22 protein-coding genes and 5 tRNA genes are annotated in these 25,134 nt (G+C 57.7%); 13 read left to right on the top strand and 14 right to left on the bottom strand.

Features of this window, described 5'->3' with window-relative positions; genetic code table 11:
* Positions 1-344 precede the first annotated feature (344 nt).
* A complete protein-coding gene (locus KSY82_RS04010) occupies positions 345-1,244 on the bottom strand; it encodes an alpha/beta hydrolase (protein WP_217750295.1) in 900 nt (299 codons plus the stop codon).
* Between the two features lie 243 nt (positions 1,245-1,487).
* Between KSY82_RS04010 and KSY82_RS04005 the strand changes: the two genes are divergently transcribed.
* The 10 genes from KSY82_RS04005 to KSY82_RS03960 all read left to right on the top strand — a co-directional run bounded on the left by KSY82_RS04005 (position 1,488) and on the right by KSY82_RS03960 (position 13,531).
* Entirely contained in the window at positions 1,488-2,051 is a 564-nt protein-coding gene (locus KSY82_RS04005) for a PTS sugar transporter subunit IIA (protein WP_040359007.1), read from the top strand.
* Between the two features lie 181 nt (positions 2,052-2,232).
* Positions 2,233-3,636, top strand: coding sequence for an asparagine--tRNA ligase (asnS, locus tag KSY82_RS04000; protein ID WP_368042030.1), 1,404 nt, complete (start codon positions 2,233-2,235; stop codon positions 3,634-3,636).
* 249 nt (positions 3,637-3,885) lie between these two features.
* Positions 3,886-4,680: a hypothetical protein gene (locus KSY82_RS03995; RefSeq protein WP_217750294.1), complete on the top strand. Its 795-nt coding sequence runs from the start codon at positions 3,886-3,888 to the stop codon at positions 4,678-4,680.
* A 160-nt stretch (positions 4,681-4,840) separates the two neighbouring features.
* Positions 4,841-5,821: an ABC transporter substrate-binding protein gene (locus KSY82_RS03990; protein ID WP_217750293.1), complete on the top strand. Its 981-nt coding sequence runs from the start codon at positions 4,841-4,843 to the stop codon at positions 5,819-5,821.
* A gap of 204 nt (positions 5,822-6,025) precedes the next feature.
* Positions 6,026-6,949 carry an ABC transporter permease gene (locus KSY82_RS03985; protein WP_006234992.1) on the top strand — a complete coding sequence of 308 codons (924 nt, stop codon included), beginning with the start codon at positions 6,026-6,028 and terminating at the stop codon, positions 6,947-6,949.
* The gene (locus tag KSY82_RS03980) at positions 6,942-7,736 is read left to right on the top strand and encodes an ABC transporter ATP-binding protein (protein ID WP_055250279.1); all 795 of its coding nucleotides are present in this window, start codon (positions 6,942-6,944) and stop codon (positions 7,734-7,736) included. Before KSY82_RS03985 ends, KSY82_RS03980 begins: the two co-directional genes overlap by 8 nt.
* A gap of 158 nt (positions 7,737-7,894) precedes the next feature.
* A complete protein-coding gene (locus KSY82_RS03975; protein WP_217750292.1) occupies positions 7,895-9,919 on the top strand; it encodes a bifunctional metallophosphatase/5'-nucleotidase in 2,025 nt (674 codons plus the stop codon).
* Between the two features lie 128 nt (positions 9,920-10,047).
* Positions 10,048-10,815, top strand: coding sequence for a mechanosensitive ion channel family protein (locus tag KSY82_RS03970; RefSeq protein WP_195544454.1), 768 nt, complete (start codon positions 10,048-10,050; stop codon positions 10,813-10,815).
* A 92-nt stretch (positions 10,816-10,907) separates the two neighbouring features.
* On the top strand, positions 10,908-12,824 hold the full coding sequence (locus tag KSY82_RS03965) for a BMP family ABC transporter substrate-binding protein (RefSeq protein WP_217750291.1): 1,917 nt from the start codon (positions 10,908-10,910) through the stop codon (positions 12,822-12,824).
* Entirely contained in the window at positions 12,821-13,531 is a 711-nt protein-coding gene (locus KSY82_RS03960; protein ID WP_117799696.1) for a metallophosphoesterase family protein, read from the top strand. The genes KSY82_RS03965 and KSY82_RS03960 overlap by 4 nt, the downstream gene beginning before the upstream one ends.
* A gap of 125 nt (positions 13,532-13,656) precedes the next feature.
* Here the strand turns inward: KSY82_RS03960 and rplA are convergent, their stop codons facing one another.
* From rplA to KSY82_RS03905, 11 genes are all read right to left on the bottom strand, one after another.
* On the bottom strand, positions 13,657-14,364 hold the full coding sequence (rplA, locus tag KSY82_RS03955; protein WP_022093892.1) for a 50S ribosomal protein L1: 708 nt from the start codon (positions 14,362-14,364) through the stop codon (positions 13,657-13,659).
* A gap of 117 nt (positions 14,365-14,481) precedes the next feature.
* Positions 14,482-14,910 carry a 50S ribosomal protein L11 gene (gene rplK / locus KSY82_RS03950; protein ID WP_022093893.1) on the bottom strand — a complete coding sequence of 143 codons (429 nt, stop codon included), beginning with the start codon at positions 14,908-14,910 and terminating at the stop codon, positions 14,482-14,484.
* Between the two features lie 119 nt (positions 14,911-15,029).
* Entirely contained in the window at positions 15,030-15,566 is a 537-nt protein-coding gene (gene nusG / locus KSY82_RS03945; protein ID WP_217750290.1) for a transcription termination/antitermination protein NusG, read from the bottom strand.
* Positions 15,567-15,569: 3 nt separating this feature from the next.
* Positions 15,570-15,908 (bottom strand): preprotein translocase subunit SecE, encoded by a 339-nt coding sequence (secE, locus tag KSY82_RS03940; protein ID WP_006234983.1) that lies wholly within the window; start codon positions 15,906-15,908, stop codon positions 15,570-15,572.
* 76 nt (positions 15,909-15,984) lie between these two features.
* A tRNA-Trp gene (locus tag KSY82_RS03935) sits at positions 15,985-16,060 on the bottom strand.
* Between the two features lie 13 nt (positions 16,061-16,073).
* Positions 16,074-16,223 (bottom strand): 50S ribosomal protein L33, encoded by a 150-nt coding sequence (rpmG, locus tag KSY82_RS03930; protein WP_022093895.1) that lies wholly within the window; start codon positions 16,221-16,223, stop codon positions 16,074-16,076.
* Positions 16,224-16,502: 279 nt separating this feature from the next.
* On the bottom strand, positions 16,503-17,693 hold the full coding sequence (gene tuf / locus KSY82_RS03925; RefSeq protein ID WP_035137538.1) for an elongation factor Tu: 1,191 nt from the start codon (positions 17,691-17,693) through the stop codon (positions 16,503-16,505).
* A gap of 96 nt (positions 17,694-17,789) precedes the next feature.
* A tRNA-Met gene (locus KSY82_RS03920) sits at positions 17,790-17,866 on the bottom strand.
* A 3-nt stretch (positions 17,867-17,869) separates the two neighbouring features.
* Positions 17,870-17,945: transfer RNA gene (locus KSY82_RS03915), tRNA-Thr, on the bottom strand.
* A 10-nt stretch (positions 17,946-17,955) separates the two neighbouring features.
* Positions 17,956-18,037: transfer RNA gene (locus KSY82_RS03910), tRNA-Tyr, on the bottom strand.
* A gap of 399 nt (positions 18,038-18,436) precedes the next feature.
* Positions 18,437-19,273, bottom strand: coding sequence for a MurR/RpiR family transcriptional regulator (locus KSY82_RS03905; RefSeq protein ID WP_217750289.1), 837 nt, complete (start codon positions 19,271-19,273; stop codon positions 18,437-18,439).
* A 151-nt stretch (positions 19,274-19,424) separates the two neighbouring features.
* Here KSY82_RS03905 and KSY82_RS03900 point away from each other — a divergent pair, with 151 nt between their 5' ends.
* The gene (locus KSY82_RS03900; protein ID WP_195444114.1) at positions 19,425-20,843 is read left to right on the top strand and encodes a glycoside hydrolase family 1 protein; all 1,419 of its coding nucleotides are present in this window, start codon (positions 19,425-19,427) and stop codon (positions 20,841-20,843) included.
* 9 nt (positions 20,844-20,852) lie between these two features.
* Positions 20,853-22,253: a PTS transporter subunit EIIC gene (locus tag KSY82_RS03895; protein ID WP_138339596.1), complete on the top strand. Its 1,401-nt coding sequence runs from the start codon at positions 20,853-20,855 to the stop codon at positions 22,251-22,253.
* A 533-nt stretch (positions 22,254-22,786) separates the two neighbouring features.
* Here KSY82_RS03895 and KSY82_RS03890 read toward each other — a convergent pair.
* Positions 22,787-22,861: transfer RNA gene (locus tag KSY82_RS03890), tRNA-Thr, on the bottom strand.
* Positions 22,862-23,085: 224 nt separating this feature from the next.
* On the opposite strand from KSY82_RS03890, the gene KSY82_RS03885 reads away from it, so the two are divergent.
* Positions 23,086-24,426, top strand: coding sequence for a DNA-binding protein (locus KSY82_RS03885; RefSeq protein WP_217750288.1), 1,341 nt, complete (start codon positions 23,086-23,088; stop codon positions 24,424-24,426).
* A gap of 27 nt (positions 24,427-24,453) precedes the next feature.
* Here KSY82_RS03885 and KSY82_RS03880 read toward each other — a convergent pair whose 3' ends face one another.
* Positions 24,454-25,131 carry an NYN domain-containing protein gene (locus KSY82_RS03880; RefSeq protein WP_006234978.1) on the bottom strand — a complete coding sequence of 226 codons (678 nt, stop codon included), beginning with the start codon at positions 25,129-25,131 and terminating at the stop codon, positions 24,454-24,456.
* Positions 25,132-25,134: the final 3 nt, after the last annotated feature.

Here is a 25,134-nt window from a genome sequence, read left to right as displayed (position 1 = left end):
TGGCGCAATGGGGACAGGCAGGAGAGTTCAGGGCCATAGTTTCCCGATGAGGCCTCTCGGGGAAACTACATCCCAGAATTCCGGCTCGAAACGGGATATGGTTTCCCAAACAGGCCTCTTACGGAAAATGCATCCCGGAATCCCCGCTCGAAACGGGACGCGCTTTCCCAGTCGAGGCCCTATAGGAAACTGCGTCCCACCTTGAAAGGCAAAACTGGGGCGCAGTTTCCGGGCGGGGCATCAAAAACGAAGTTGCGGTGGAATAGTTCCTGGATGGGCTGGTTGATGCCCCAGATAGGAACTATTTCACCGCAAGTTATTGAAGGGCTTGGATGCCGGGACTCTTACAGATGGCGCTCGAGGAAGCGGAAGGCCAGGCGGATCCAGGGACGGACGGAAACCTGCCTGTCCTCGTTGTCGACCGCGGTGTTGGCGTTGCCGAGCGAAAGGCCGTGACCACCCTGGTCGAAGACGTGCATCTCGCATGCAACGCCCTCCTCGGCCATGCGCTGCGCAAACGGGTAGACCTGCGCGATCGGCGCCGTCTTGTCGTCGGACACGCCCCACACAAAGGTCGGTGGCATCTGACGCGAAACATGCGTGGTGGGGCAGATGTCGGCCAGATGCTCGTCAGTTGCCTCGCCGCCCGTCACCATCGACAGGTAGTCGTTGAGCAAATCGCGCCCCGTCTTGCCGCCCGTCTTGGGCACACGCAAGTCAATGCGCGGATCGCGCGTCTGCATGTCGCGCACATAGGCAAAGTCGAGCAATGGATAGCCCAGCACCACGGCATCGGGACGAATGTCGTCCGGACGCGCCCCGGCAAGTGCCGCAAAGGGGCCGGTCTTCCACTGTGTTGCCAGCGAGGCGCAAATCATGCCGCCAGCAGAAAAGCCCACGACGCACACGCGCTTAGGATCGACATGCCACTCGTCGGCGTTGGCGCGCACCGTGGCGACCATCTTGGCAAGATCTGCCTGGGGGTGCGGAAAGCTCACGTCACCCGTAGAACTCGTGACATAGTTGAGCACAAAGGCCTGGTAGCCGTGATCCAAAAACGCAAACGCCACAGGATCCTGCTCATGCGGAGCGATATGCGTAAACGCACCTCCGCCACAGATAATCACCGCGGGGCGGCGGCCATTCGGTTTATCGGGCAACGGCTCGGCAACCAAATACGTAAACGTCGCCGGATAATCCTCGGTCGGCTCCTCGCCCCACAGCGCATGGTTCTCGACAATCATATGTGCTCCCTTCGCGCAAATTATGCGCCCTTATTTTTCGCCTTCAAGCGTACCCCACTTGAACCCGTGGCGCAGAAACACTCCGGCAATAAGTTTCCCTTCAACTGATATATCACATAATCCCAGTTCAGAGGTATCGTTGCGCAGCGTAGAATAGGGGCGTTGACCAAGCCGCGAAACACATGTGAAACGTTTCCGGCAAACCAAACGCGCGATATGCGCCTATTTAAGTTGGAGGCAACTATGGGTCTGCTCGATTCGCTTAAGTCCACCTTCACCTCGACCGGCGAGGCGTCCGTTCCGCCCGCAGCAAGCTTCGCTACCCGCGAAGGCGTCATCTATGCCCCCGTCAACGGCGTGCTCGTCAACCTGAACGAGGTTCCCGACGAGACGATCGCCTCGGGCATGCTTGGCCAGGGCTATGGCATCGAGCCCATTACCGGCACCATCTATGCACCCGCCAACGGCCGCATCGGTGCCACCACTGTCACCAACCACTCCATCGGCATGATCACCGAGGACGGCCTGCGCGTGTTCATCCATGTTGGCCTGGGCACCGTGGAAATGAACGGCAAGGGTTTTGCCCGCTTTGTCGAGATGGGTGATGTGGTCAAGGCAGGCCAGCCGCTCATCAGCTTCGACCGCGAGGCCATTAAGGCCGCTGGTCACGAGGACATCGTGACCGTCATCGTCTCCGAGCTCGATCGTCTTAAGAGCATCGACCATGTCGGCGAGTCTGGAACGCTTATCGGCGGCAACCCGCTCGTCAAGCTTGGCGACCCGCTGCTGGTTGCCAAGACCAAGTAGCCAGGCCCCGCGCCACACAGCCAAAAGGCACCTCGTCAAGCGCCCGCGACCATTTGGCCGCGGGCGCTTTTCGTTTGAAAAACCATCCCGCCAATGCTTTATCTGTATAGCCCAAATGAGCCGAGCTGCTAGAATATCGAACTGTATGGATAACTATCATTCAACCGTTATGGGAGGATACGTGAACCGCACCAAAATCGCGCAGCTCTATGCCGATGCCGAGTCGCTCGGCGGCCAGACCGTCACCGTCGCCGGCTGGGTCAAGTCCGTCCGCGACATGAAGAACTTTGGCTTTGTTACGCTCAACGACGGCAGCTGCTTCCGCGACCTGCAGGTCGTCATGAACCGCGAGGCACTCGACAACTACGACGAGATCGCCCATCAAAACGTCTCGGCCGCACTCATTTGCACCGGCACCGTCAAGCTGACCCCCGATGCGCCCCAGCCTTTCGAGCTTTCTGCCACCTCCATCGAGGTCGAGGGCGTCAGCGCCCCGGATTACCCACTGCAGAAGAAGCGCGCAACCGTCGAGTTCCTGCGCACCCAGCAGCACCTGCGTCCGCGCACCAACCTGTTCCGCGCCGTGTTCCGCATCCGCTCTGTCGCGGCTGCCGCCATCCACCGCTTCTTCCAGGAGCAGGGCTTTGTCTACGTCAACACCCCCATCATCACCACGAGTGACTGCGAGGGCGCCGGCGAGATGTTCCGCGTGACCACGCTCGACCCCAAAAATCCGCCCCTCACCGAGTCCGGCGAGGTCGACTGGAGCCAGGACTTCTTTGGCAAGCATGCAAGCCTCACCGTGTCCGGTCAGCTCAATGCCGAGAACTTTGCCATGGCCTTTGGCGACGTGTACACCTTTGGCCCCACCTTCCGTGCCGAGAACTCCAACACCACGCGCCACGCCGCCGAGTTTTGGATGATCGAGCCCGAGATGGCCTTTGCCGACCTTAACGACTACATGGATAACGCCGAGGCCATGCTCAAGTACGTCCTTAAGGACGTCATGGCCACCTGCCCCGACGAGCTCAATATGCTCAACAAGTTTGTGGACAAGGGTCTGCTCGAGCGCCTGGACCATGTCGCCAACTCCGACTTTGCCCGCGTTACCTACACCGAGGCCGTCGAGATCCTGGAGCAGGCAGTCGCTGCTGGCCACCAGTTTGATTACCCCGTCAGCTGGGGCATCGACCTGCAGACCGAGCACGAGCGCTTCCTGACCGAGGAGCACTTTAAGCGCCCGACCTTCGTGACCGACTACCCGGCCGAGATCAAGGCCTTCTACATGCGCATGAACGAGGACGGCAAGACCGTCGCCGCCGCCGACTGCCTGGTTCCCGGTATCGGCGAGATCATCGGTGGCTCCCAGCGCGAGGAGCGCCTGGATCTGCTCGAGGCCCGCATCAAGGACCTGGGAATGAATCCCGAGCAGTACAAGTACTACCTTGACCTGCGCCGCTACGGTTCCTGCAAGCACGCCGGCTACGGTCTGGGCTTCGAGCGCTTGGTCATGTATCTGACCGGCGTGGGCAACATCCGCGACGTCCTGCCGCACCCGCGCACCGTGGGCAACGCCGACTTCTAATTGTCGGACGCTAGCTCGCGTCGCCACACGCCAACGCTCATCGCATAAGCGTCTCTCGACATCGGTCGAGAGACGCTTTTTTCAACAGCATCCGTCAAGCTTTTGGCAAGTTTTTGGTCAGTTGACCAGGGCTGTTGAAAACTCGACCCGCCGTTTGCCGACGACTACCGACCGCCCAGAGCGCCCTGCACCCCTGGGAAAGCCCCACGTCCTAGGCTCCATACCGTCGCCACCCAAAACGGAAAGGACGTGGGTACGATGACCGAAGCCGCTGTTGAAACCTACGACACCACGACTAGAGGCGCCGCCTCGATGGCAGCCTATCGCGCCGTTCGCATCCTGCAACTATTAAGCGAAAACACCGGCGAGGACAAGGCCATGCTTTCCGATGAGTTGATCCGGCGCCTCGCCCATCCCGACGACCCCGCCCGCATGCCCATCTCGGCGGCGCGGCGCAGCATCTACACCGCCATCTCCGCGCTTCGCCATGCCGGATACGAAATTGAGTACAAACGCGGCGTGGGCTACAAACTTCTTACCCGCCCGCTCACCGATGAAGAGATCATCCGGCTCCACGGTATGGTCATGCGCAACCGCTCCACGCCTATCGCTATCCGCAAGAGCATGGCGCAGCACTTAGTTGCCATGGCGAGCGCCGACGTTCGCGGCTACCTCGATACACCCGAACCCGCTCCAAGCGCAGGCAGCAAGGCTACCAAGGCAACACGCACGCCCATCAAGCGCATCGACACGTGCGAGCTCGTCGAGCAGGCCATCGACCACGGAACCACGGTGAGTTTTGATATTTCGAGCGTCACGACACGCGGCGAAACCGAAGCAGCACGGATGACACTCCGTCCCTTTGCCATCAGGCAGCGCGATGGCATCTCGTATCTGCTGGGAACGGTCTACGACGCCCGAGGCACCGACGATACGCTGCGCACCGTCGAGATCGCCCGTATGAGAAACGTCAGCACGCGCCTGCTCGACGGCAAGAAGCTCTTCGCCGCCCTGGACGAGGACGACGCCTCCTCCGCCGCATAAGACCCTCCGCCGCCCATTCGACTACCCGTACCGCCCATCCGATTCTGTATTAAAAAACCCGCCAGGCTGTTGTAAAAATGGACATCAGCGCTACTATAGTCCCACTTGCACTTTGTCCCAGTGCAGTGTTTCCAGCCATTTTTATACTGGGGGTAATGATATGAAGGACATCACCATCAGCCGCAGGAGCCTTCTGGTCTCCGCCGGCCTGCTCGCGCTCGCCCCGCTCGCCGGATGCGGCGGCAACTCTGGTTCCGGCTCCGCTGCCGCCGGTTCCGACTACACCATCGGCGTTCTGCAGCTCACCGAGCACTCCGCGCTCGATGCCGCCAACGACGGCTTCGTCAAGGCCATCAAGAAGAGCGGCCTTAAGGTCAAGATCGACCAGAAGAACGCCCAGAACGACCAGTCCACGTGTAAGTCCATTGCCGACAAGTTTGTGGGCGACAACGTCAACCTGATTTATGCCATCGCCACGCCCGCCGCGCAGGCTGCCGCCGGCGCCACGGCCGATATCCCCATCGTGGGCTGCGCCATCACCGACTACGCCGCCTCCGGCCTGGTCCAGGACAACGACAAGCCCGGCACCAACGTCACGGGCGCTTCCGACCTCACCCCGGTCGCCGAGCAGCTCGAGATGATGCAGAAGGTCCTGCCCGACGTAAAGAAGGTCGGCCTGCTCTACTGCACCGCCGAGTCCAACTCCGACGTCCAAATCAAGGCCGCCAAGAAGGAGCTCGACAAGCTGGGCCTCGAGTACACTGACTTCACCGTCTCGAGCTCCAACGAGATTCAGTCCGTCGTCGAGTCTGCCGTGGGCAAGGTCGACGCGCTGTACTCCCCCACCGACAACACCATCGCCGCGGGTGCCTCGCAGGTCGGCCAGATCTGCAAGGAGAACAAGCTCCCCTTCGTGACTGGCGAGGAGGGCATGTGCAAGGCCGGCGGCCTGTTCACCCTCTCCATCAACTACGAGGATCTGGGCTACGCCGCAGGCGAGATGGCCGTCAAGATCCTGAAGGGCGAAGCCAAGCCCGAGGACATGGCGATCAAGCACCTCTCGAGCAAGGACCTGGTCGTCGTCAAGAACGACGAGATGGCCGAGGCTCTGGACATCGATCTTTCCGCTCTGGACGAGTAGCGCCATGCGCGGTAGCGCGTCTAGGGCACGCACTCGCGCCGTTGACGTGTTATTCAATATCTGAGCCACAGGGGCGAACGCCAAAGACCGGCGTTCGCCCTGCTTGTTTCGGATGAGTCAAAACATCCGGCCGCAGCTCTTTTATGCATTGTTACCGCTATCATGGTGACTCACGTGTCCACCCTATCCTAGGAGGTATGAAGCATGCTCATTGCATTGCAGGGCGCCGTTTCGCAGGGCGTCCTCTGGGGCATTATGGTGCTTGGCGTGTTTATCACGTTCCGCCTGCTCGACATTCCCGATATGACCTGCGACGGCAGCTTTGCCCTCGGCGGCTGCGTCTGCGCTGTGCTCATCGTCAATAACAACGTCGACCCGCTGCTCGCCGTGCTGGCCGGTATGTGCGCCGGCGCCATCGCGGGTGCCGTCACGGGCATTTTGACCACCGTCTTCGAGATTCCCGCGATCCTCGCCGGAATCCTCACCCAGATCAGCCTGTGGTCCATCAACCTGCGCATCATGGGCAAGTCCAATACGCCCATTCTTGCCAAGGGCACCGTGTTTTCGGCCGTCAGCAATATGACCGGCCTGCCGCAGTCCACCGTTGCCATCATCTTGGGCATCCTGCTCGCCGTGGCTATCGTTGCCATCCTGTATTGGTTCTTTGGCACCGAGATTGGCTCGGCGCTGCGCGCCACCGGCAACAACGAGTACATGATCCGCGCCCTGGGCGTCAACACCAACTCCACCAAGATGATCGCCCTCGTGCTCTCCAACGCCCTCATCGGCCTTTCGGGCGCGCTCATCTGCCAGAGCCAAAAGTATGCCGACATTGGTATGGGCACCGGTGCCATCGTTATCGGTCTTGCCGCCATTGTTATCGGTGAGGTGCTCGGCCGTCTGCTGCCCGGCGGCCTCACGCAGTTTAGCGTCCGTCTTGCCTCCGCCGTCTTTGGCTCCGTGGTGTACTTCCTTATCCGCGCCATCGTGCTGCAGTTGGGCATGGACGCCAACGACATGAAGCTGCTTTCCGCCGTAATTGTCGCTGTGGCCCTGTGCGTACCCGTGGTTTGGGAGCGCTATAAGCTCCGCAGCTCCTACACGAAGGGGGATGAGGCAGATGCTTAAGCTCTCGCACGTCAAGAAGACCTTTAACAAGGGCACCGTCACCGAGAAGCGCGCGCTCACCGGCGTCGACCTCACCCTGAATGACGGCGACTTTGTAACCGTGATCGGCGGCAACGGCGCCGGCAAGTCCACGCTGCTCAACATGATCGCCGGCGTGTACCCGCTCGATTCGGGCGTTATTGAGCTCGACGGCACCGACATCTCGCGCCTGAGCGAGTCGCAGCGCGCCAAGTACCTGGGCCGCGTGTTTCAGGACCCCATGCGCGGTACCGCTGCCGACATGCAAATCGCCGAGAACCTGGCCCTCGCCAAGCGTCGCGGCCAGCGTCGCGGCCTTTCGTGGGGCGTCACCAAGGCCGAGAAAGATGAGTACGTTGAGCTGCTCAAGCGCCTGGACCTTGGTCTGGACACGCGTCTCAACGCCAAGGTCGGCCTGCTCTCGGGCGGCCAGCGCCAGGCACTCACCCTGTTGATGGCCACGCTCACCAGGCCGCGCCTGCTGCTGCTCGACGAGCACACCGCGGCCCTCGACCCCAAGACGGCCTCTAAGGTGCTCAACCTGACCGAGGAGATCGTCGACGAGAACCACCTGACCACGCTCATGGTCACGCACAACATGAACGACGCCATCCGTCTGGGCAACCGTCTGATCATGATGCACGAGGGCCATGTGATCTACGACGTGGCTGGCGACGAGAAGAAGTCGCTCACCGTGGCCGACCTGCTGCAGAAGTTCGAGGAGGTCTCGGGCGGCGAGCTCGCCAACGACCGCATGCTGCTAAGCTAAAACCTGCCAAAAAGGGACAGGTTTATTTTGGTAGGTTTTATCTGCGCAAACGCCAAAACCGCCGCAAAGGGACAGAGGCCCTTGCGGCGGTTTTCGCATATTATGTCGATAATCCGATATTCAACCAGACATTCTGGCTAAGGACTAAGGAAACTGCCATGAAAAGACTCCCCCGCTTTGCGTTGGCCGCCGCGTTGTTTGCCGGCGCGCTCGCAGGCATCCCAAGCCTCGCTTTCGCGGGAAACCTGCCCGCCGCTATTGACGGCTCCGTGGCCGTCATGCACACCAACGATATCCACGGCAGCTACAAGTACAGCTACAACGCAAGCAAGGGCACCGGCACTGTGGGCTTTGACGGACTGGCGGTTTTCTATAGCGCCCAAAGCAGCGCCCCCGATCTTTTACTCGATGCGGGCGACACCTTCCACGGACAGTCCTTCGCCACCATGAGCGAGGGCAAGAGCATCGCCGAGCTCATGGACACCTTCTACGCCGACGGCTACGACGCAACCACGCCAGGCAACCACGACTGGAGCTACGGCGCGGACAAACTCCGCACCATGACCGGCTACAGCACCACCGGCACGCCCTTCGCCATGCTCTGCGCGAACGCGAAGTCCACGAGCGGCGTATGGAGCTCGAGCATCACGAAGACGCTCGATCGCACCTGGGAGGATACCGAGGATCACTCCACATTCGACTACAAAATCAAGGTCGGCGTCGTGGGTGCCATGGATGAGTCGCTAGGTTCCTCGCTGCGCGCGGACCTGGTCGCGGGCACCAGCTTCTCGAGTGCCGCGAACGCCATCAATACCGAGGCAGAGCAGCTGCGCAAGGAGGGCTGCGATGTTGTTGTGTGTATCGCGCACACGCTCGACGCCAAGACCTTTGCCACGCGACTCCGTGGCGTCGATGCCCTTATCGCAGGCCACGAGCACATCAACCTTAACGAGAAGGTGACGGGAGCCGACGGCAAGACGATCCACGTTGTCGAGGCAGGCAGCGCCTTTGCCGAGGTGGGGCTGCTTTCCATTCCGTACAAGTACAACACGAATGACACCGAGACGACCGACGATGACACGGTCACGGTCCCTGCAGACGGCAGCGACGAGAAGCTCTACACCGCCAAGAACGTCAACGACCTTTTGGCAGACCCCGACAAGGGCTCCGACTACCAAAGCCGCCTTGAAGCCGTCCGCAACAAGATCAAGCCGCTCGACGAGGACTTTGAAAACGAATCGAACAAGGTGCTCGGCACATCCACCACCAACTATTTCTACGGCGAGGACGCCGCAGGCACGCATGGTTGGGAAATGGTGCGCACCACCGATTTCCGCCCCAGCAAGGAGGGCGACACCACCAAGGCCCAGACCATCGGCCACGTGATTTGCGGCTCCTATCTTGCCCTGACGGGCGCGGACTTCGCTATCGAAAACGCTGGCGGCATCCGCGGCGGCATCGCGGCGGGCAACGTGACCGCCGGCAACGTCATCGCCATCTCGCCCTACGGCAACACCGTGGAGACCTGGACCATGACCGGCGCGGACTTCCTCGCAGCGCTCGAGCACTCGCTACAAATCAGCGACGATTGCAACGACAGCTACGAGCTTCAGCAGGCTTATGTGGCGGCCGGTCACACCGAGCAGGAGGCGCAAAACAAGTACAAGTGGCGCGATGACTCTGGCAGCGTTCTCTCCTTTGGCGGCATCAACGTGACGATTGATTGGACGCAGCCCGAAGGCAAGCGCATTGTGAGTGCCACACTCACCAAAGACGGCAGCACGTTCGATCCCACCAAGACCTATACCGTCGCCACCAACAACTACATCATTACCAACACGACCGACTTCCCCACCTTCGCAAACGCCACCAAGCACACCGAGTGGGGTACCTGCGAGTCAGCGCTAAGGGCGCTGATCGGGCAGAACGGCTGGGAGAGCAAGATGGCCGGGCTCGCCGGCACCATCGGCTTCGGCTCCGCAGCCGTGGACCCCACGCCCTCACCGGCCCCGACGCCTAAGCCCTCGCCTAAGACGGACACGGCGACCACGAAGGTCATCACCAAGAAGACGACCGGTAAGCTTGCCGCAACGGGAGACCGCACGCTGGCAGTAGTTGGCGCGTGCCTTATCGGCGGCATCATCGTCATCATGCTCGGCATTATCTGGAAGCGTCGACGCTAAGCTACACCGCCGGGCCTTACAGCCCCGCCGCGTAAACCTTATATCGAGCACAGAAGCCCGTCCGATGTGATCGGACGGGCTTCTTGGTGGGTATCATGGTTGGACGATCATTAGGAGGTTTTCCCTACATGGAATTGTTTGAGCCGATTCTTCATTTCTTTGAGCAACGGTGGGTCCACAACATCATCTGGGCCGTCATCTTGGCGATAGGCACCGCCGTCGCCGCCAAGGTCGTATCCAAGACCCTGAACCATCTGCTTAACCGAGACGATAACCCGCTTCCGGCATCGAGTATCTTCATCAACATCGCGCGCGCCGTCATCTGGATGATCGGCGGCAGCTTTATCCTCGACAACTGCTTTGGCATTAACGCAAACGCCCTCGTTGCCGCTCTTGGCGTCGGCGGCATCGCCATTTCGCTCGGCTTTCAGGACACGCTGTCAAACCTTATCGGCGGCATGCAGGTGACCTTTATGGGCATCATCAAGCCCGGCGACAATATCGAGGTCGGCGGCGTATCCGGCGTGGTCCAAGACATCACTTGGCGCCATACAACGATTGAGGATGCCTGTGGACAGACCATCATTGTGCCCAACTCCAACATTTCCAAGAACACACTCGTGCATTTGATGCCCTTTGGGCGCGTGGCTGTGCCCGTTGCCGTAAAGGACACGTCCAAGTGGGCCTCGCTCGACGCGCTGGCAGACGAGCTGACCAGCGCCACCAAGGCCGCCGTGCTTCCCATCTCGGGCTTTGACAAGGAGCCGTATGTGCTCTTTAGCGAGATCGGCGACTTTGGCATTAAGGGCAAGATCATCTTTATCGTCAGCGACGACAGCACCACTTTCACCGCTGCCGACGCCTGCATCCGCGCCATCGCCCCCATCATTGCCTAAACCACCACAAAGGGGACAGGCACCTTTGTTGTGGTTTTCATTCGTGGTACCATGGTTCATATAGTTGTTTAAACGACTAAGGGAGCAACATCATGGAAGAGGCCTACCGTCAAGCACGCAAGCGCGGCGAGCAAGGACGTCGACGCGCCATTAGTCAAAGCGAGTATCCGTACCTCACGGACCTCGATAGCTTGGTTGCCCAGCTCCCCTTAGGCCAGCGAGAGAATGTCGGCCTGAGAGACATTCCGCTCGAAATGGTCGTCGGTACGGTTACCAAGGGCCGTCAGTCCGCCTTTTCATGCAACTTTATGCCCCTGCTGCCGTTTGGCACCGAGTTCGCCCGCAAGTGGTCCAACCTCTACGACATCCAGGTAACCGAGGGTTATCGCGACCCCATCATCGTCACCGAGTTCATGCATCGGTTCTATGTCCAGGAAGGCAACAAACGCGTCAGTGTCCTCAAATTCCTGGACGCTCCGACGGTTTCGGCCAAGGTCACCCGTCTCTACCCCGGCACATGGGATTCCGTCGAAAGCCGCCTGTACGGCGAGTTCTGCGCGTTTTGGCGCGTCTGCCCCCTATACGAGATCGAGTTCTCGCGTGAGGGAAGCTACGAGACGCTCGCCAAGATGCTCGGTCAGAACCTTATCGAAAAATGGCCGCAGAAAAAGGTCGACTACCTGCGCCACACCTTCCTGCTCTTTAAGCGCGCCTACCTTCGCGCAGGCGGCGACCACCTGGACATTACGCCCGCCGACGCCATGCTCGTCTACCTCAATGTGTACAACCAGGACCGCCTGCTGGATACGCCGACGGATATCGTCGTAAACCGCCTGTGCAAGATCTGGCGCGAGCTGGTTATTGCCGGCAAAAATGACGAGGACAAGGTCGATCTTGTCGAAGCACCGAGCGTCGACGAGGAGGAGACGCCCGCCAAGTCCACCTCTGGCGTGCTCAACTTCTTTATGGGCAAGACCGTCTACTCGACGGCCAACCCCCTGCGCATCGCCTTTATCCATGAGTTCCCCTGTGCGACGTCGAGCTGGGACAGCCTGCACGACCAAGGGCGTCAGTATCTCGATGAGCACTTTGGCGGTATCGTGCGCACCGAGGCGTTCGAGGACTGTCACGATCCGGATGTGTTCTACGCCGCCGTGGAAACGGCTGTCAAACATGGAGCAAACGTCATCTTCTCGACCTCGCACCGCCTGATGGAATACACGCTCAGGGCTGCCGTTGAGTATCCCCGGGTTCGGTTCCTCAACTGCTCTATCGGCCTTCCCCATCAAAGCGTCCGTTCGTACTTTGGCAAGATGTACGAGGCCAAGTTTCTGCTGGGCGCCCTTGCGGCCAGCATGGCGGACAACCACCGCATCGGTTACCACGCGTCGGTCTTCGCCTCGGGCGCACTCAGCGAGATCAACGCCTTTGCGATTGGCGCCTCGCTGCTCGACCCGCGCGCGCAGGTCATCCTCACCTGGGGCGATGTTCCCGCCGGTGGTCTTGCCGAAGCCATGTGCCGCGAAGGCGTAAGCGTCATGACCGGCGCTGACATGTCAAAGTCGCTCGAAGACCCAACGGCCTACGGGCTTCACCGCTTGGTCGACGGCAAAGTCACCGGCATCGCCATGCCCGTATGGAACTGGGGCCGTTACTACGAGCTCATCGTTCGCAGCCTTCTTCACGGCACGTGGGACGAGACCAGCGACGACAACCAAGTGCGCGCTGTCAACTACTGGTATGGCATGAGCTCCGGCGTTATCGACATCCGTTACGCTCCGGGCCTACCCTACCAAACGCGCAAACTCGTGCAGTTGCTCCGCAACGGCATTGTTGTGGGATCCATCAACCCCTTTGGCGGCGAGCTCCACAGCCAGAACGGCGTGGTACAGATCGAAGGCTTCCCTCCGCTGCCGAGCACGCAGATTGTCGAGATGAATTGGCTGGCGGACAACGTGGTAGGCACCATTCCGCAGCCCGACGATGAGCCGAAAGTCCCTGCCCTATGAAAATCCTTGCCATAGCCGATACCGAAGAACGATGCCTTTGGGAGTGCTTTCGCAAGGAACGCTTTGAGGGAGTCGACCTGATTTTGTCCGCCGGCGATCTGGACCCGGACTATCTTGAGTTTTTGGTTACGGTCATCAACAAACCGCTCATCTACGTGCGCGGCAATCACGATGACCGCTACGCACGTCATGCACCGGGTGGATGTATCTGCGTAGAGGACAGCGTGTACACGTACCGAGGGATTCGCATTGCGGGCCTTGGCGGGTCCATGCGTTATCGCGACGGCGCCAACATGTACACCGAACGCGAGATGTCCAAGCGCATGCGTAAGCTGTCGCGTAAGGTTAGGATGGTCGGCGGGTGCGACATTCTGCTTACCCATGCACCCGCCGCCGGTATGGGTGATCTGGACGATCTGCCGCATCGAGGATTCGAGTGTTTTAACACAGCACTCGAATCCTGGAATCCCGACTACATGGTGCACGGGCATGTGCACCAAAGCTACGGTTGCGATTTTCAGCGCGAGCGTCAGCATGTGTGTGGAACGACGATCATCAACGCCTGCGGCTATACGCAGTTTGAGCTCGACCAGACGCACTACCCCATCCGCGGCTGGCAAGCAGCTTGGCTCAACTCACAAACCATGCGCCGCGAGCTCAAACGCCACGAAGCCATCGAGTCTTCAACAGCCAGAACACCCTGGTAACCACCATAAAGGGGACACTGTCCCCTTTATGGTGCTTTTGACGCGATAGCAAGAAACCCGGTCCTGTACGGGGCAGAACCGGGTTTCTTTAGCAATGCTTGCTTTGCTCAGGCAGTAACTGTTAGTTACTCAGCCAGGAAGTCACGCTGGACAGCGGGATCGACCTTGACGCCAGGGCCCATAGTGGAAGACACAGAGATGGACTTGACGTACTTGCCCTTAGCAGAAGAGGGCTTGACACGCAGGATCTCGGTGTACAGGGCAGCGTAGTTCTCGACGAGCTGCTGCTCGGAGAAGGACTTCTTGCCCAGGGGCACGTGGCAGATGCCGTAACGGTCGGCGCGATACTCAACGCGGCCGGCCTTGAGCTCGGAGACCATCTTGGCGACGTCCATGGTCACGGTGCCGAGCTTAGGGTTCGGCATGAGGCCACGGGGACCAAGGATCTTACCGATGCGGCCAACCTTGGCCATCATGTTCGGCGTAGCGATAGCGGCGTCGAAGTTGATCTCGCCCTTCTGGATCTGGGCGACGAGCTCGTCGGAACCGATGATGTCGGCGCCGGCAGCCTCGGCCTCGCGGGCCTTCTCGCCCTCGGCGAAGACGGCAACACGAACGGTCTTGCCGGTGCCGTGGGGCAGGGAGATGGAGCCACGGATGTTCTGGTCAGCCTTACGAGTATCGATGCCCAGACGGAAGTGGGCCTCGACGGTCTCGTCGAACTTGGCGGTGTCGAGCTCCTTGATGAGCTTGGCAGCCTGAAGGGGGGTGTAGAGCGTGGCGCGGTCGATCTTCTCGGCAGCGGCGTTATAGCTCTTACCATGCTTAGCCATGTGCATTACCTCCTGTGGTTAAACGGGCGTGAGCCCTCCCACATCGTATCGTGTGCCCTATTGCACACATATAACGGGCGCCCCGGTCGGGGCACCCGTCATTACCTAAAGAAATCGCTACTCAGCGATGGTGACGCCCATGGAGCGGGCGGTACCGGCGATGATCTTCTTGGCGGCGTCAATGTCGTTGGCATTGAGGTCCGGCATCTTGATCTCGGCGATCTTGGTGAGCTGCTCCTGGGAGAGCTGACCAACCTTGTCGGCCTGCGGCTTAGCGGAACCAGACTTGAGGTTCAGCTCCTTCTTGATGAGGTGAGCCGCCGGCGGGGTCTTGGTGATGAAGGAGAAGGACTTGTCCTCGTAGACAGAGATCTCAACGGGGATGATGTCGCCCTTCTTGTCCTGCGTCTCGGCGTTAAAGGCCTGGCAGAACTGCATGATGTTCACGCCAGCAGCGCCCAGGGCGGGGCCGACGGGAGGAGCGGGGTTAGCGGCACCAGCAGGAATCTGGAGCTTAATGACGTTGGCAACCTTCTTCTCAGCCATGGTCATTCCTTTCGAATCACGAGTGTGAAGACTTGCTATATCGTAAGCACGCACGTGTTAGAAGCACTCCTGAGATGAGCAGTCACAGAAGAAGCACGCTCGCGCGAACGGACGAAAACTTAAGCGATGACAGCGACCTGGTTAAAGTCGAGCTCGACCGGCGTCTCGCGGCCAAAGATCATCAGCGTGACCTTAAGCTTGCCAGCCTCGGTGTTAACCTCGGAGATCTTGCCATCAAAGTCGGTAAGCGGACCATCGGTGACGCGGACGGACGTGCCGACCTGAATATCAACCGAAGTGCGCTTGGGCGAATCGCCCTTACCGGGACGACGAGTCATCTTGTTGTACTCGTCGCGGGAAAGCGGAGCGGGCTTGCCGTTGCCGCCCAGGAAACCGGTGACGCCAGGCGTGTTACGAACACACGTCCAAGCATCGTCATCCATCTCCATGCGGACCAGGACATAACCCGGAAAGATCTTGGAATCCTTGGTCTCACGCTTGCCACCCTCTTTAATCTCGGTGACACGCTCCATAGGAATCTCGATATCAAAGATACGGTCCTGCATGCCCATAGTCTCGATGCGATGCTCGAGATCGGACTTAACGCGGTTCTCGTATCCAGAGTAAGTGTGAACGACGTACCAACGCTTAGACATGGTTTAGCCCCTCAATCCAGAGAACAGAGCAAGAGCCTCGCCAAAGCCAGCATCGAGCAGAGCGATGACGACGCCGACGACGATCAGAGAAGCGCAAACGACGACCGAGTAGTTCACGAGCTCCTTCTTATCGGGCCACGTGACACGCTTCATCTCGGACTTGACCGAAGCGAAATACTTCTTGGTGCGGGCGAAGAAACCAGGCTTCTCGTTCTTCTTGGACTTCGCAGCCTTCTCGTTCTTCTTGGCAACGGCCTTCTTGGCCTCAACCTTGGAGTTGGCGGCAGCGTTGTTGGCAGGCGCCTGCTGCTGAGCCTTCTTCTTGTTCTTCTTGTTGGCCATTTGGGTTACCTCCGCGCAATGCGCTTATACATGAGTAAACCGTAAGCCCCCAATTGGGAGCTTACGGAATAATGACTGGCACGCCAGGAAGGACTCGAACCCTCAACACTCGGTTTTGGAGACCGATGCTCTACCAATTGAACTACTGGCGTATGTGACTAGAGACTAGCGAGTCTCTTTGTGCAGCGTGTGGTGACGGCACCAGGGGCAATACTTCTTGATCTCCATACGATCAGGCATGGTCGACTTGTTCTTGGTGGTCGTATAGTTGCGGCGCTTGCACTCAGTGCACGCAAGAGTAACTAGAGTACGCATGTATCCTGAACCTTTCATTTCCGCCCCGTACGGGCACGAGTTGATACTTTATCAGCTCTACGTAAGTGCTGTCAACGAAAACCTCGAATCAATTGGTTCTCGGTGAACCCATTCATATTTGGAACACATCAATGGAGCCAACGAGATCTAATCGACGGTGCACCCAGGACCATTATCGATCCTCTCGACACCAGCAACGGCTCAATATCCATTGCAGAAAAGAACCCGGCACCCATATAAGTGCCGGGTTCTCTAAGTCAGCTATATCAAAGAGCTAATTTACTCAATGATCGTGGAGACGATGCCCGAACCGACGGTGTGGCCGCCCTCGCGGATAGCGAAGCGCAGGCCCTCCTCCATGGCGATCGGGTGGATGAGGTCGCCCTCGATGGTGATGTGGTCACCAGGCATAGCCATCTCGGTGCCCTCGGGGAGCTTGACCGTACCGGTAACGTCGGTGGTACGGAAGTAGAACTGAGGACGATAACCATCGAAGAACGGGGTGTGACGGCCGCCCTCCTCCTTGGTCAGAACGTAGATCTCGCCGGTGAACTTGGTGTGCGGGGTAACCGAACCGGGCTTGCAGAGAACCTGGCCGCGCTCGATGTCCTCGCGCTTGATGCCGCGGAGCAGCAGACCGACGTTGTCGCCAGCCTCGCAGAAGTCCATGGACTTACGGAACATCTCGATACCGGTAACGACGGTGTTCTGGGTATCCTTGATGCCGACGATCTCGACGGGCTCGTTGAGCTTGAGCTCACCGCGCTCGACACGGCCGGTAGCAACGGTACCACGGCCGGAGATGGTCATAACGTCCTCAACGGCCATCAGGAACGGGAGGTCGTTGTTACGAGCAGGCGTCGGGATGTACTCGTCGACAGCCTTCATGAGCTCGCGGATGGCGTCCATCCACTTGGCGTCGCCCTCGAGAGCGCCCAGAGCGGAACCACGGATGACGGGGATGTCGTCGCCGGGGAAATCGTACTCGGAGAGGAGCTCACGGGTCTCCATCTCGACGAGGTCGATGAGCTCGTCATCGTCGACCATGTCGCACTTGTTCAGGAAGACGACGATGTAAGGAACGCCGACCTGACGGGCGAGCAGGATGTGCTCTCGGGTCTGAGCCATGGGGCCGTCGGTAGCGGCGATGACCAGGATAGCGCCGTCCATCTGAGCAGCACCGGAGATCATGTTCTTGACGTAGTCAGCGTGGCCCGGGCAGTCAACGTGAGCGTAGTGACGGGCAGCAGTCTCGTACTCGACGTGGGAGACGGAGATCGTAATGCCGCGCTCGCGCTCCTCGGGAGCCTTGTCGATGTTCTCGAACGCAGTGAAGTCAGCCTTGCAGCCCTCGGTCTCGGAGAGAACCTTGGTGATGGCAGCGGTCAGCGTGGTCTTGCCGTGGTCGACGTGACCAATGGTGCCGATGTTAACATGCGGCTTAGTGCGCTCAAACTTCTCTTTGGCCATAAAGCCCTCCTCTTAACAGGTCGTCCCCGGACGGGACTTTGCCTTTATACCATAGTGGCCTCTCAACATACTATTGAGAAGCCACCGTGTTACCTATGGTAGCGGTGACTGGATTCGAACCAGTGACGCCACGGGTATGAACCGTGTGCTCTAACCAACTGAGCTACACCGCCGGATGGAGCCTGCAACCAGACTTGAACTGGTGACCTCTTCGTTACCAACGAAGTGCTCTACCGACTGAGCTATACAGGCACTTGACGGGTGGGAGCTATAGGATTCGAACCTATGTAGGCAGAGCCAACGGGTTTACAGCCCGTCCCCATTAACCACTCGGGCAAACTCCCAATCGTTCAAGTATCCGCAGGTCCTTTGGTCTTTTGGACCGCCGCCCCCGCGAACGAAAAAGATAATACGATGCAACCTTGGGGGCTGTCAACGAAAACCTCTAGATACACGGTGCCGGGCGTATCTATATAGCTGTGACCTGCGGTTTTGTTGAGTTTGGATATGAAGGACGGTGGATTTGGCTACGCTTGTGACATTTCACGAGGGAACACTTTGTCACGGTGGAGTACATCTGCAGCATCGACCTTCGATACCGACCCTCTTGCACTATTACATAGGTCACGATCGTGCTTCCACGGCACGTTCAAGCGTGGATAATCTCCCGCTTTTAGCGCGGCTCTAAGCCCAAAGCGGAGATTATCCACGCTCATTCTCCAGACGGGAGAACTATAGAGCCGCTACTGCTCGGGCCAGACCAAAGTAGACCCATAGAGCGGCTCCCCCTTGGTGCAGGGGTAGCGACTCAAGTAACACGACGATAGCAAGTCGAAGAAATAGGTCATGGCGTATTTCGAATAAACGCCGAGTCGGTCAATTCCGTTTCCCGCATTACCAAGACGATATACACGGTCAAAAGACCTCGATTTGTCATCGTTGCTAAACGCAGTAATTAGAATCTTCCTGCCCGAACGGCAATCAAGATACTCACGCGCCTGGGACGCAAATAGCCCGGAGACCGATACGAGAATTATCAATGACTGCGAAGCGTCTCCCATGTTTTTCAATTCCGCGACGTTAGCCCCAGCAACTATGCGAACTATCTTGCCCGCATAAAACATTTCCTGCTGAAATCGTACGAGATTGGCGCTCACATTATTGGTGCACCAGATTTCAACGTTTTTATGGCCATCAATTTCGTCGGCAAGGTGCTTAATAGCGATATCGGACACGCCGCTTTCAACCTCAGCGAACATCTCGATCATGCGAACGCCGAGCTCTGCCCTGTACTCCTCGTAGCCAAATTCCTCCTCTCGATGGCTTAAGTCGCTTGGAAAGACTGATTGAGTAAATGATTCTTTCAAATCGCTAAGAGACTGGTAGCCCAATCGATTGCAGAAACGACGAACAGCGGAACGGGTCACGAATGCATCGCGGGTTATTGTGGCAACATTGATTTCGCTCGAACGCCTAATGTGAGCGATGAGATATCGAGCGATGGCGGCATCGTTTGACCCAAACTCGCTGTTGATGATGGAGCTAATGCGATTGAGCACATCGAAGTCATTGATATTCACGTGATCCCTCTTTCCGCTCTCCTCGAAATCATAGTTCATTTATTGAATCAAACAGCTTTGGTCGTTCTCCTATGATTCAAATCAGTTGACGTCATCTTAATCGTAATTCCGCCACACGTATCCACCGTGTTGAATGATGGAAAGGGGATTCATGGGCAACGTGAACAACATCCCGTTTCTCTGGGGTTCCGCCACGGCGTCTTATCAGTGCGAGGGTGCCTGGAACGAAGACGGCAAAGGCCTTGGCGAGTGGGATTTCTTTAACCACACAAGCAATAAGAACATCAACCATGTTGACGGTGATGTATCTTGCGACTTCTACCATCGCTATGAAGAAGATATCCGCATGATGAAAGAAGGCGGACAAAACACCTATCGCTTCTCTCTTTCATGGAGTCGAATCATCCCCACGGGTATCGGTGAAGTGAATGAAAAGGGTATCGATTTTTATAATCGGGTCATTGATTGCTGCCTCGAAAATGGCATAGAGCCCAACGTTACGCTGTTCCATTACGATCTGCCATTCACGCTTGCTTGCAAAGGCGGATGGCTGAACAACGATATGGCAGAGTGGTTCTGCAAATACGCCAAGATTTGCTTTGAGCGCTTTGGAGACCGCGTCAAAATCTGGGCTACCGTTAACGAGCCGCATTTCTACAGCTACTGCGTAAACATGTTGGGCAACTATCCCCCCAATCGATCGCTCGACGTTCAGTCGTACATGCAGTTTCAGTACAACCTGATGCGCGCAAGCGCACTCGCAGTCCGAGCATATCGTCAAATGGGCTACGACGGCATCATCGGCGCCGTCCACGATGGCGGCGTTGTCGAACTCGACCCGGCAACCGAGCACCCCGATGACGTATTTCGATACGCAGACTTTTTCGCCAATCGCATGATTCTGGCACCAGCACTTCAGGGTCAACTGCCGCCAGAAATGGACGAAATCCTTGAAAAACTTGGCGTCTCGCTCTATCGATCCCCAAATGACGTAGAAGAATTCAGAGACGGTAAAGTGGATTTTATTGGACTCAACGTGTATTGCCGAGAGTATGTAACCGACTGGCACGGTGGAGAGCTTGCCGTTTCGGCGAACAATAAGGGCGGTTCGAGCAAAAAGGTCGAAGGAAAATGCATTGCGCCCTTGTTTGAAAGCGCCCGCGACAGCAATGTTCCCCGCAATAAATGGGGCCGCGAAATACTCCCAAGTTGCATGTATTCAACCATCATGGATGTCCACGAGCGCTATGACGCGCCCCGCATCTTTATTACGGAAAACGGACATGGCGCCTATGAGCAACCAGACGCAGACGGAATAATCCACGATGATGACCGCATCGAGCTTCTGGGCCAGTTCATCGAGCACATGATGAGGGCTAAGCGCGACGGCGCGCGCGTTGAGGGCTACTACCTCTGGTCGACGATGGATCTGTATAGCTGGATCAACGGCTACGAAAAACGATACGGACTTGTCCATATCGACTTCGAGAACAATCTGGAGCGCACCCCCAAAAAGAGCTGGTATTGGTACCGAGACCTTATCTCGAAGTATCAGGAGCAGGAAGGTTAGGAGAAAGAGATGAAATATCAGGCAATGTCCGAAACAGTCCTAAAGGCTGTTGGCGGCAAAGAGAACATTACATCGGTAACTCATTGTGCGACGCGCCTTCGCATCGACGCACGAGACACCTCGATCATCGATCTCCAGCTCGCCAAATCGGCTGACCAGGCGCTCGGGGCAGTAGTCAGCGGTGGCCAGCTTCAGGTGATCATCGGCCCCAACGTCACCGAGGCCTACAACGACTTCCTCGACTTCGCGGGAATCGAAGTCGGCGGTGGCACGGTTGCCGACGATGCCCAAACCGCCAAAGACCTTGCAGAAGGCATTAAAAGCGGTAACACCGCCATGGGCTTGATTGAGAAATTCGGGAACGTCTCTGCACAGGTATTCATGCCCATCGTCCCGGCGCTCATCGTTGGCGGACTCATTCTTTCGATCAAGAATCTCCTGGTCAATTATTGTGGATTGAGCACCGATAGCGGAACCGCCCAGGTTCTGCTGGCGATCTTCAGCGCCTCATTTAGCTTCCTGCCCGTTTACCTCGGCTATCAGCTCGCCGCCGTCATGAAAATGCAGCCTATCATGGGCGCACTGCTGGGCGCAATCATGATTAGCTCGTCTATTAGCGGTGCTGAGGGTCTCGACTTTCTTGGCATCCCCATCCCGACGAATGACTACTCGAGCACGGTGGTGCCAATCGTACTGGGCGTTGTGTTCATGTACTTTGTTGATCGCGGTCTTCAGAAAATCATCCCCGACATTACCAAACTGTTCTTGAAGCCGCTGCTCACCATGTTCATCGTCGTGCCTGTTGAGCTGATTATCCTCGGCCCCGCCGGCAGCATGATGGGCTACGCGCTGAGTGATGCCGCCACGTGGCTCATGGATAACGTGGCATTTATCGCTACTCCAATCCTTGCAGCCCTTAACCCCTATTTTGTCATGCTCGGTCTTGATAAGGCCTACATCGCGATCGAAGTTACGAGCTTGGCGCAGCTCGGCTGGGCGCCCATCATCTTTGGCTTCATCTCAAACCTCTGCATTGGCGGCACGAGTCTCGCCTTGGCAACTGCAATGAAAGGCAACAAGGAGAAGAGAGGTATGGTCACCACGGTTGCCGTCACCGCACTCTGTGGCGTAACTGAGCCCGCATTTTACGGCTGCCTCATCGAGCGTCCCCGCCTGCTTGTCGGCACAGCAATCGGCGCCCTCTGCGCGGGACTCCCTGCAGGCATCTTCGTCCTGAAGGAGTATGTTGCGGGAGCATGCCCCGGTCTTCTTTCTGCGCTGATCTTTATCGCTCCCGATGGATCCATGGGCAACTTCGTACTGGCGTGCGTTGTCGCCGTCATCGCCATCGTTGTCTCGTTCATCGCTGCACGCGTGATCATCAAGAAGAATCCCAACTATATTGAGTAGATGCCCGCTGCTTGCATTGGGGACATCCTCGGCAGACCATTAGCAAGAACCCAAGAAGTCCCTTAGGAGCTCGATTAATCCATTCGGATTCCTCAGGCACAAACGACCCCGATTCCACAATGAAATCGGGGTCGTTGTTTCTAAAGCCTTCGATAGACAATCGGTGTTTACCTTAGCTCCCTATCCAAGTTAATTATCCACGCTCGTTCTCCGGTCGGAAGATTTTCTTCTCTCGCGTGTCCAGAAATCCACGCTCGAGCAGAACATCCAGGTCCGCACCCGCCCTTGTCTCGATCTGTAACAGCAAGAGGCCTATTCCGCTTCTACATGTTACAGATCAAGATATTCCTAAAACACCCTAAGTTTCATCTCAATCTGTAACAGTTAGATGCCAAATATCGGTCTTGGTGTTACAGATTTAGACAAACTGGAGGACGAGACAAACCAAAAACGGGATGGGCGCTAACCCGATGGCGCACCACCTAAATAGAAACGGGCTCTGTCCCATATAGAGACAGAACCCGAAACTCTCATGGAGCCAGTGACAGGAATCGAACCTGCAACCCACTGATTACAAATCAGTTGCGCTACCGTTGCGCCACACTGGCACACTTGGCGCTTTCGCGCGAAGCCTGTTAAGGATAAAGGAATTACGGACGGGGCGCAACAGGCCACACGGCGTTATACAAATATGCAAAATCCAGCAACAACAGGTACCAGGCCCGTTCATTTCTGTCGGTTCGCCCTCAATCTCAAAACCATTCGTCAGAACGAATAGTTTTAATTACAATTGCTATATATAAAACTATTCGTTTTGACGAAGGGTTTCGTGATGCTTACTACCAAGGAAGCCGCCGAGCTGCTCGGCATCACTCCGCGCAGGGTGCAGGAGCTCATAAAAAACGGAGCACTTGATGCCCGCAAGGCTTCTGGTGTATGGCTCATCGACAAAGACAGCGTCGACACGCGACTCCGTTCCGTGACCAAAACGGGGGGACGTCCCCGCCGCGGCCACGGTAAGAGCGAGATCACGTTCACCCTCATGAATCGCACGCACGAAGTCGCTCAGCTGGTCTACAGCACATCGCGAAAAGACTTTACCCATATCGGCGCCGACATCGATTACGCCCACGCCCCTATTGGAGTATTTGGCCCTAATAGCCCCATATCGCTCGACTCTTTCCGCACTTGGTGGCGTGGCCGCGGTATCCCGCTCGCACGCATTGGGCTAGCCTCCCTGCTTGCAGAAGCCGCAGTTGATGTTCCCGATGAACTCGTACAGCGAAATCTTGGCCTCTCCTTATCCGACCAGTATTGGATTAGGCCCCAAGACTCCGGTCTCGCGTGGAAAGATATCAATTTCTTCAATAATGCTTTTGATGACGTCTCGCTAACCATTGCACCCTTCGCCCCAGAGGGCAAGGCAGCTGCTGCCAAGCCCGACAACACCTCGGACGGCAATCTTCAAAAGTACTGGACATGCGAGGGTGACCGTCGAATCCTCCACAAGGCAGGTGCGCATCTAAACCAGGAACCCTATAACGAGATGGTGGCGACCGCACTCCACCGTCGCATCCTAAACGCCTGCGATTATGTGCCTTACTCGCTCGAAGGCGCGGGTACTTCCGCCTTGAGCACATGCAATGTCTTCTTAACTGACGAAGAAGAATATGTCCCTGCGTTCTATGTAAACCAGCATGCAAATGCAGACGAGCGACTAACCGATTACGAACGGTATGTAGCAAACTGCGAAGAGCTTGGAGCGACAGATATAAAAGACGCCCTTGACCGCATGATCGTATGTGACGACATCATTGCCAACTACGATCGTCATTGGCGCAACTTCGGCCTCGTGCGAAACGTAAACACGCAAGCTTGCAGACCTGCCCCCATCTTCGATTCGGGCTCATCGCTCTGGTGCAACATATCACTAGAGGAGCTTAGGGCGGGAGAGCACAGTTTTACCAGCGCACAATTTCATTCAAGCCCCGCCAAACAAATGTTGCTCGTCGAGGACATGGGCTGGTTTGGCTGCGACAAACTCGAAGGCTTCGTTGACGAGGCAATCGAGATTCTTTCCAGAAACGACGCGCTCACGGCAAGGCTGCCATATCTAAAAGAGGCGCTAACGTGGCGCCTCGAAAGAATGATCGACATCGCTGAATGGAGTTAGCGAGGCAGCATTGCCCCGCCAACTTCCCTACCTCCCGCGCAGGGCCTTGAGCTTGGCCAGGGCATCGGGGCTCAGGCGACTGCCCAGAGTCATCTTGATTTGTGGAGCTTCCTCGGCCTCGTGCACGTCGTTGTCGATCTGTTTGATCTCGTCCACCAGCATACGGCTCGAGATGCGCGTAACGCCCTTGCCCATGACGACGGCCTGGATCGTGCCGTCGCTCGACACTACAGAACACGCGCGGCCTTCCTCGCGCGCCTCGATGCAGAGCTTCTGCACCACGGTATCGGCCGAAACACCCGTCGGCGAAAACTCAATGCGCACACCGCGGGCCGGTAGGTTGGGGCGCTCGCTGGAGATATTGCCCGCGCCGTCAAATACGATCACGGCCTCGTAGCGGCCCTGGGCAAACGCAGCTACGTCATTAATGAGCGCCGTGCGCGCCATATCGTGAACGTCGCTGGAATACGGATCGTCGGAATGGTCGTACACGAGCTTTTCGTAGCGCGGCGTGCAGTGGATCACGTTGTAACCGTCGACCACCAGCAGCTCGGGCTTGTTGGAGTGCACCGTCGAGACTGGGTCGGCGATAGCCTGCGCAAACGCATTGCCGCCCACGCCATAGGTCGCGGCCGAAACAATCGGCTTGGCCGAGCCCTCGCCAAAGCGCTTGGCCTTGGACTTGGCACGGTTCTTTTTGGACATGCG

The sequence above is a fragment of the Collinsella aerofaciens genome (assembly GCF_019131995.1).
Classification (GTDB): domain Bacteria; phylum Actinomycetota; class Coriobacteriia; order Coriobacteriales; family Coriobacteriaceae; genus Collinsella; species Collinsella aerofaciens_S.
The sequence above is the reverse complement of the archived record's forward strand: the minus strand, read 5'-3'. Positions and strand labels throughout refer to the sequence as shown.

Bases quoted from the DNA above. Each gene is read 5' to 3' on its own strand.
- KSY82_RS03975 (WP_217750292.1), top strand. From the start codon at position 7,895: ATGAAAAGACTCCCCCGCTTTGCGTTGGCCGCCGCGTTGTTTGCCGGC.
- secE (WP_006234983.1), bottom strand. From the start codon at position 15,908: ATGGCCAACAAGAAGAACAAGAAGAAGGCTCAGCAGCAGGCGCCTGCC.
- KSY82_RS03965 (WP_217750291.1), top strand. From the start codon at position 10,908: ATGGAAGAGGCCTACCGTCAAGCACGCAAGCGCGGCGAGCAAGGACGT.
- KSY82_RS04005 (WP_040359007.1), top strand. From the start codon at position 1,488: ATGGGTCTGCTCGATTCGCTTAAGTCCACCTTCACCTCGACCGGCGAG.
- KSY82_RS03885 (WP_217750288.1), top strand. From the start codon at position 23,086: ATGCTTACTACCAAGGAAGCCGCCGAGCTGCTCGGCATCACTCCGCGC.
- KSY82_RS03985 (WP_006234992.1), top strand. From the start codon at position 6,026: ATGCTCATTGCATTGCAGGGCGCCGTTTCGCAGGGCGTCCTCTGGGGC.
- KSY82_RS03900 (WP_195444114.1), top strand. From the start codon at position 19,425: ATGGGCAACGTGAACAACATCCCGTTTCTCTGGGGTTCCGCCACGGCG.
- tuf (WP_035137538.1), bottom strand. From the start codon at position 17,693: ATGGCCAAAGAGAAGTTTGAGCGCACTAAGCCGCATGTTAACATCGGC.
- KSY82_RS03990 (WP_217750293.1), top strand. From the start codon at position 4,841: ATGAAGGACATCACCATCAGCCGCAGGAGCCTTCTGGTCTCCGCCGGC.
- KSY82_RS03895 (WP_138339596.1), top strand. From the start codon at position 20,853: ATGAAATATCAGGCAATGTCCGAAACAGTCCTAAAGGCTGTTGGCGGC.
- KSY82_RS03960 (WP_117799696.1), top strand. From the start codon at position 12,821: ATGAAAATCCTTGCCATAGCCGATACCGAAGAACGATGCCTTTGGGAG.
- rplA (WP_022093892.1), bottom strand. From the start codon at position 14,364: ATGGCTAAGCATGGTAAGAGCTATAACGCCGCTGCCGAGAAGATCGAC.
- rplK (WP_022093893.1), bottom strand. From the start codon at position 14,910: ATGGCTGAGAAGAAGGTTGCCAACGTCATTAAGCTCCAGATTCCTGCT.
- KSY82_RS03970 (WP_195544454.1), top strand. From the start codon at position 10,048: ATGGAATTGTTTGAGCCGATTCTTCATTTCTTTGAGCAACGGTGGGTC.
- nusG (WP_217750290.1), bottom strand. From the start codon at position 15,566: ATGTCTAAGCGTTGGTACGTCGTTCACACTTACTCTGGATACGAGAAC.
- KSY82_RS03880 (WP_006234978.1), bottom strand. From the start codon at position 25,131: ATGTCCAAAAAGAACCGTGCCAAGTCCAAGGCCAAGCGCTTTGGCGAG.
- rpmG (WP_022093895.1), bottom strand. From the start codon at position 16,223: ATGCGTACTCTAGTTACTCTTGCGTGCACTGAGTGCAAGCGCCGCAAC.
- KSY82_RS03980 (WP_055250279.1), top strand. From the start codon at position 6,942: ATGCTTAAGCTCTCGCACGTCAAGAAGACCTTTAACAAGGGCACCGTC.
- KSY82_RS04010 (WP_217750295.1), bottom strand. From the start codon at position 1,244: ATGATTGTCGAGAACCATGCGCTGTGGGGCGAGGAGCCGACCGAGGAT.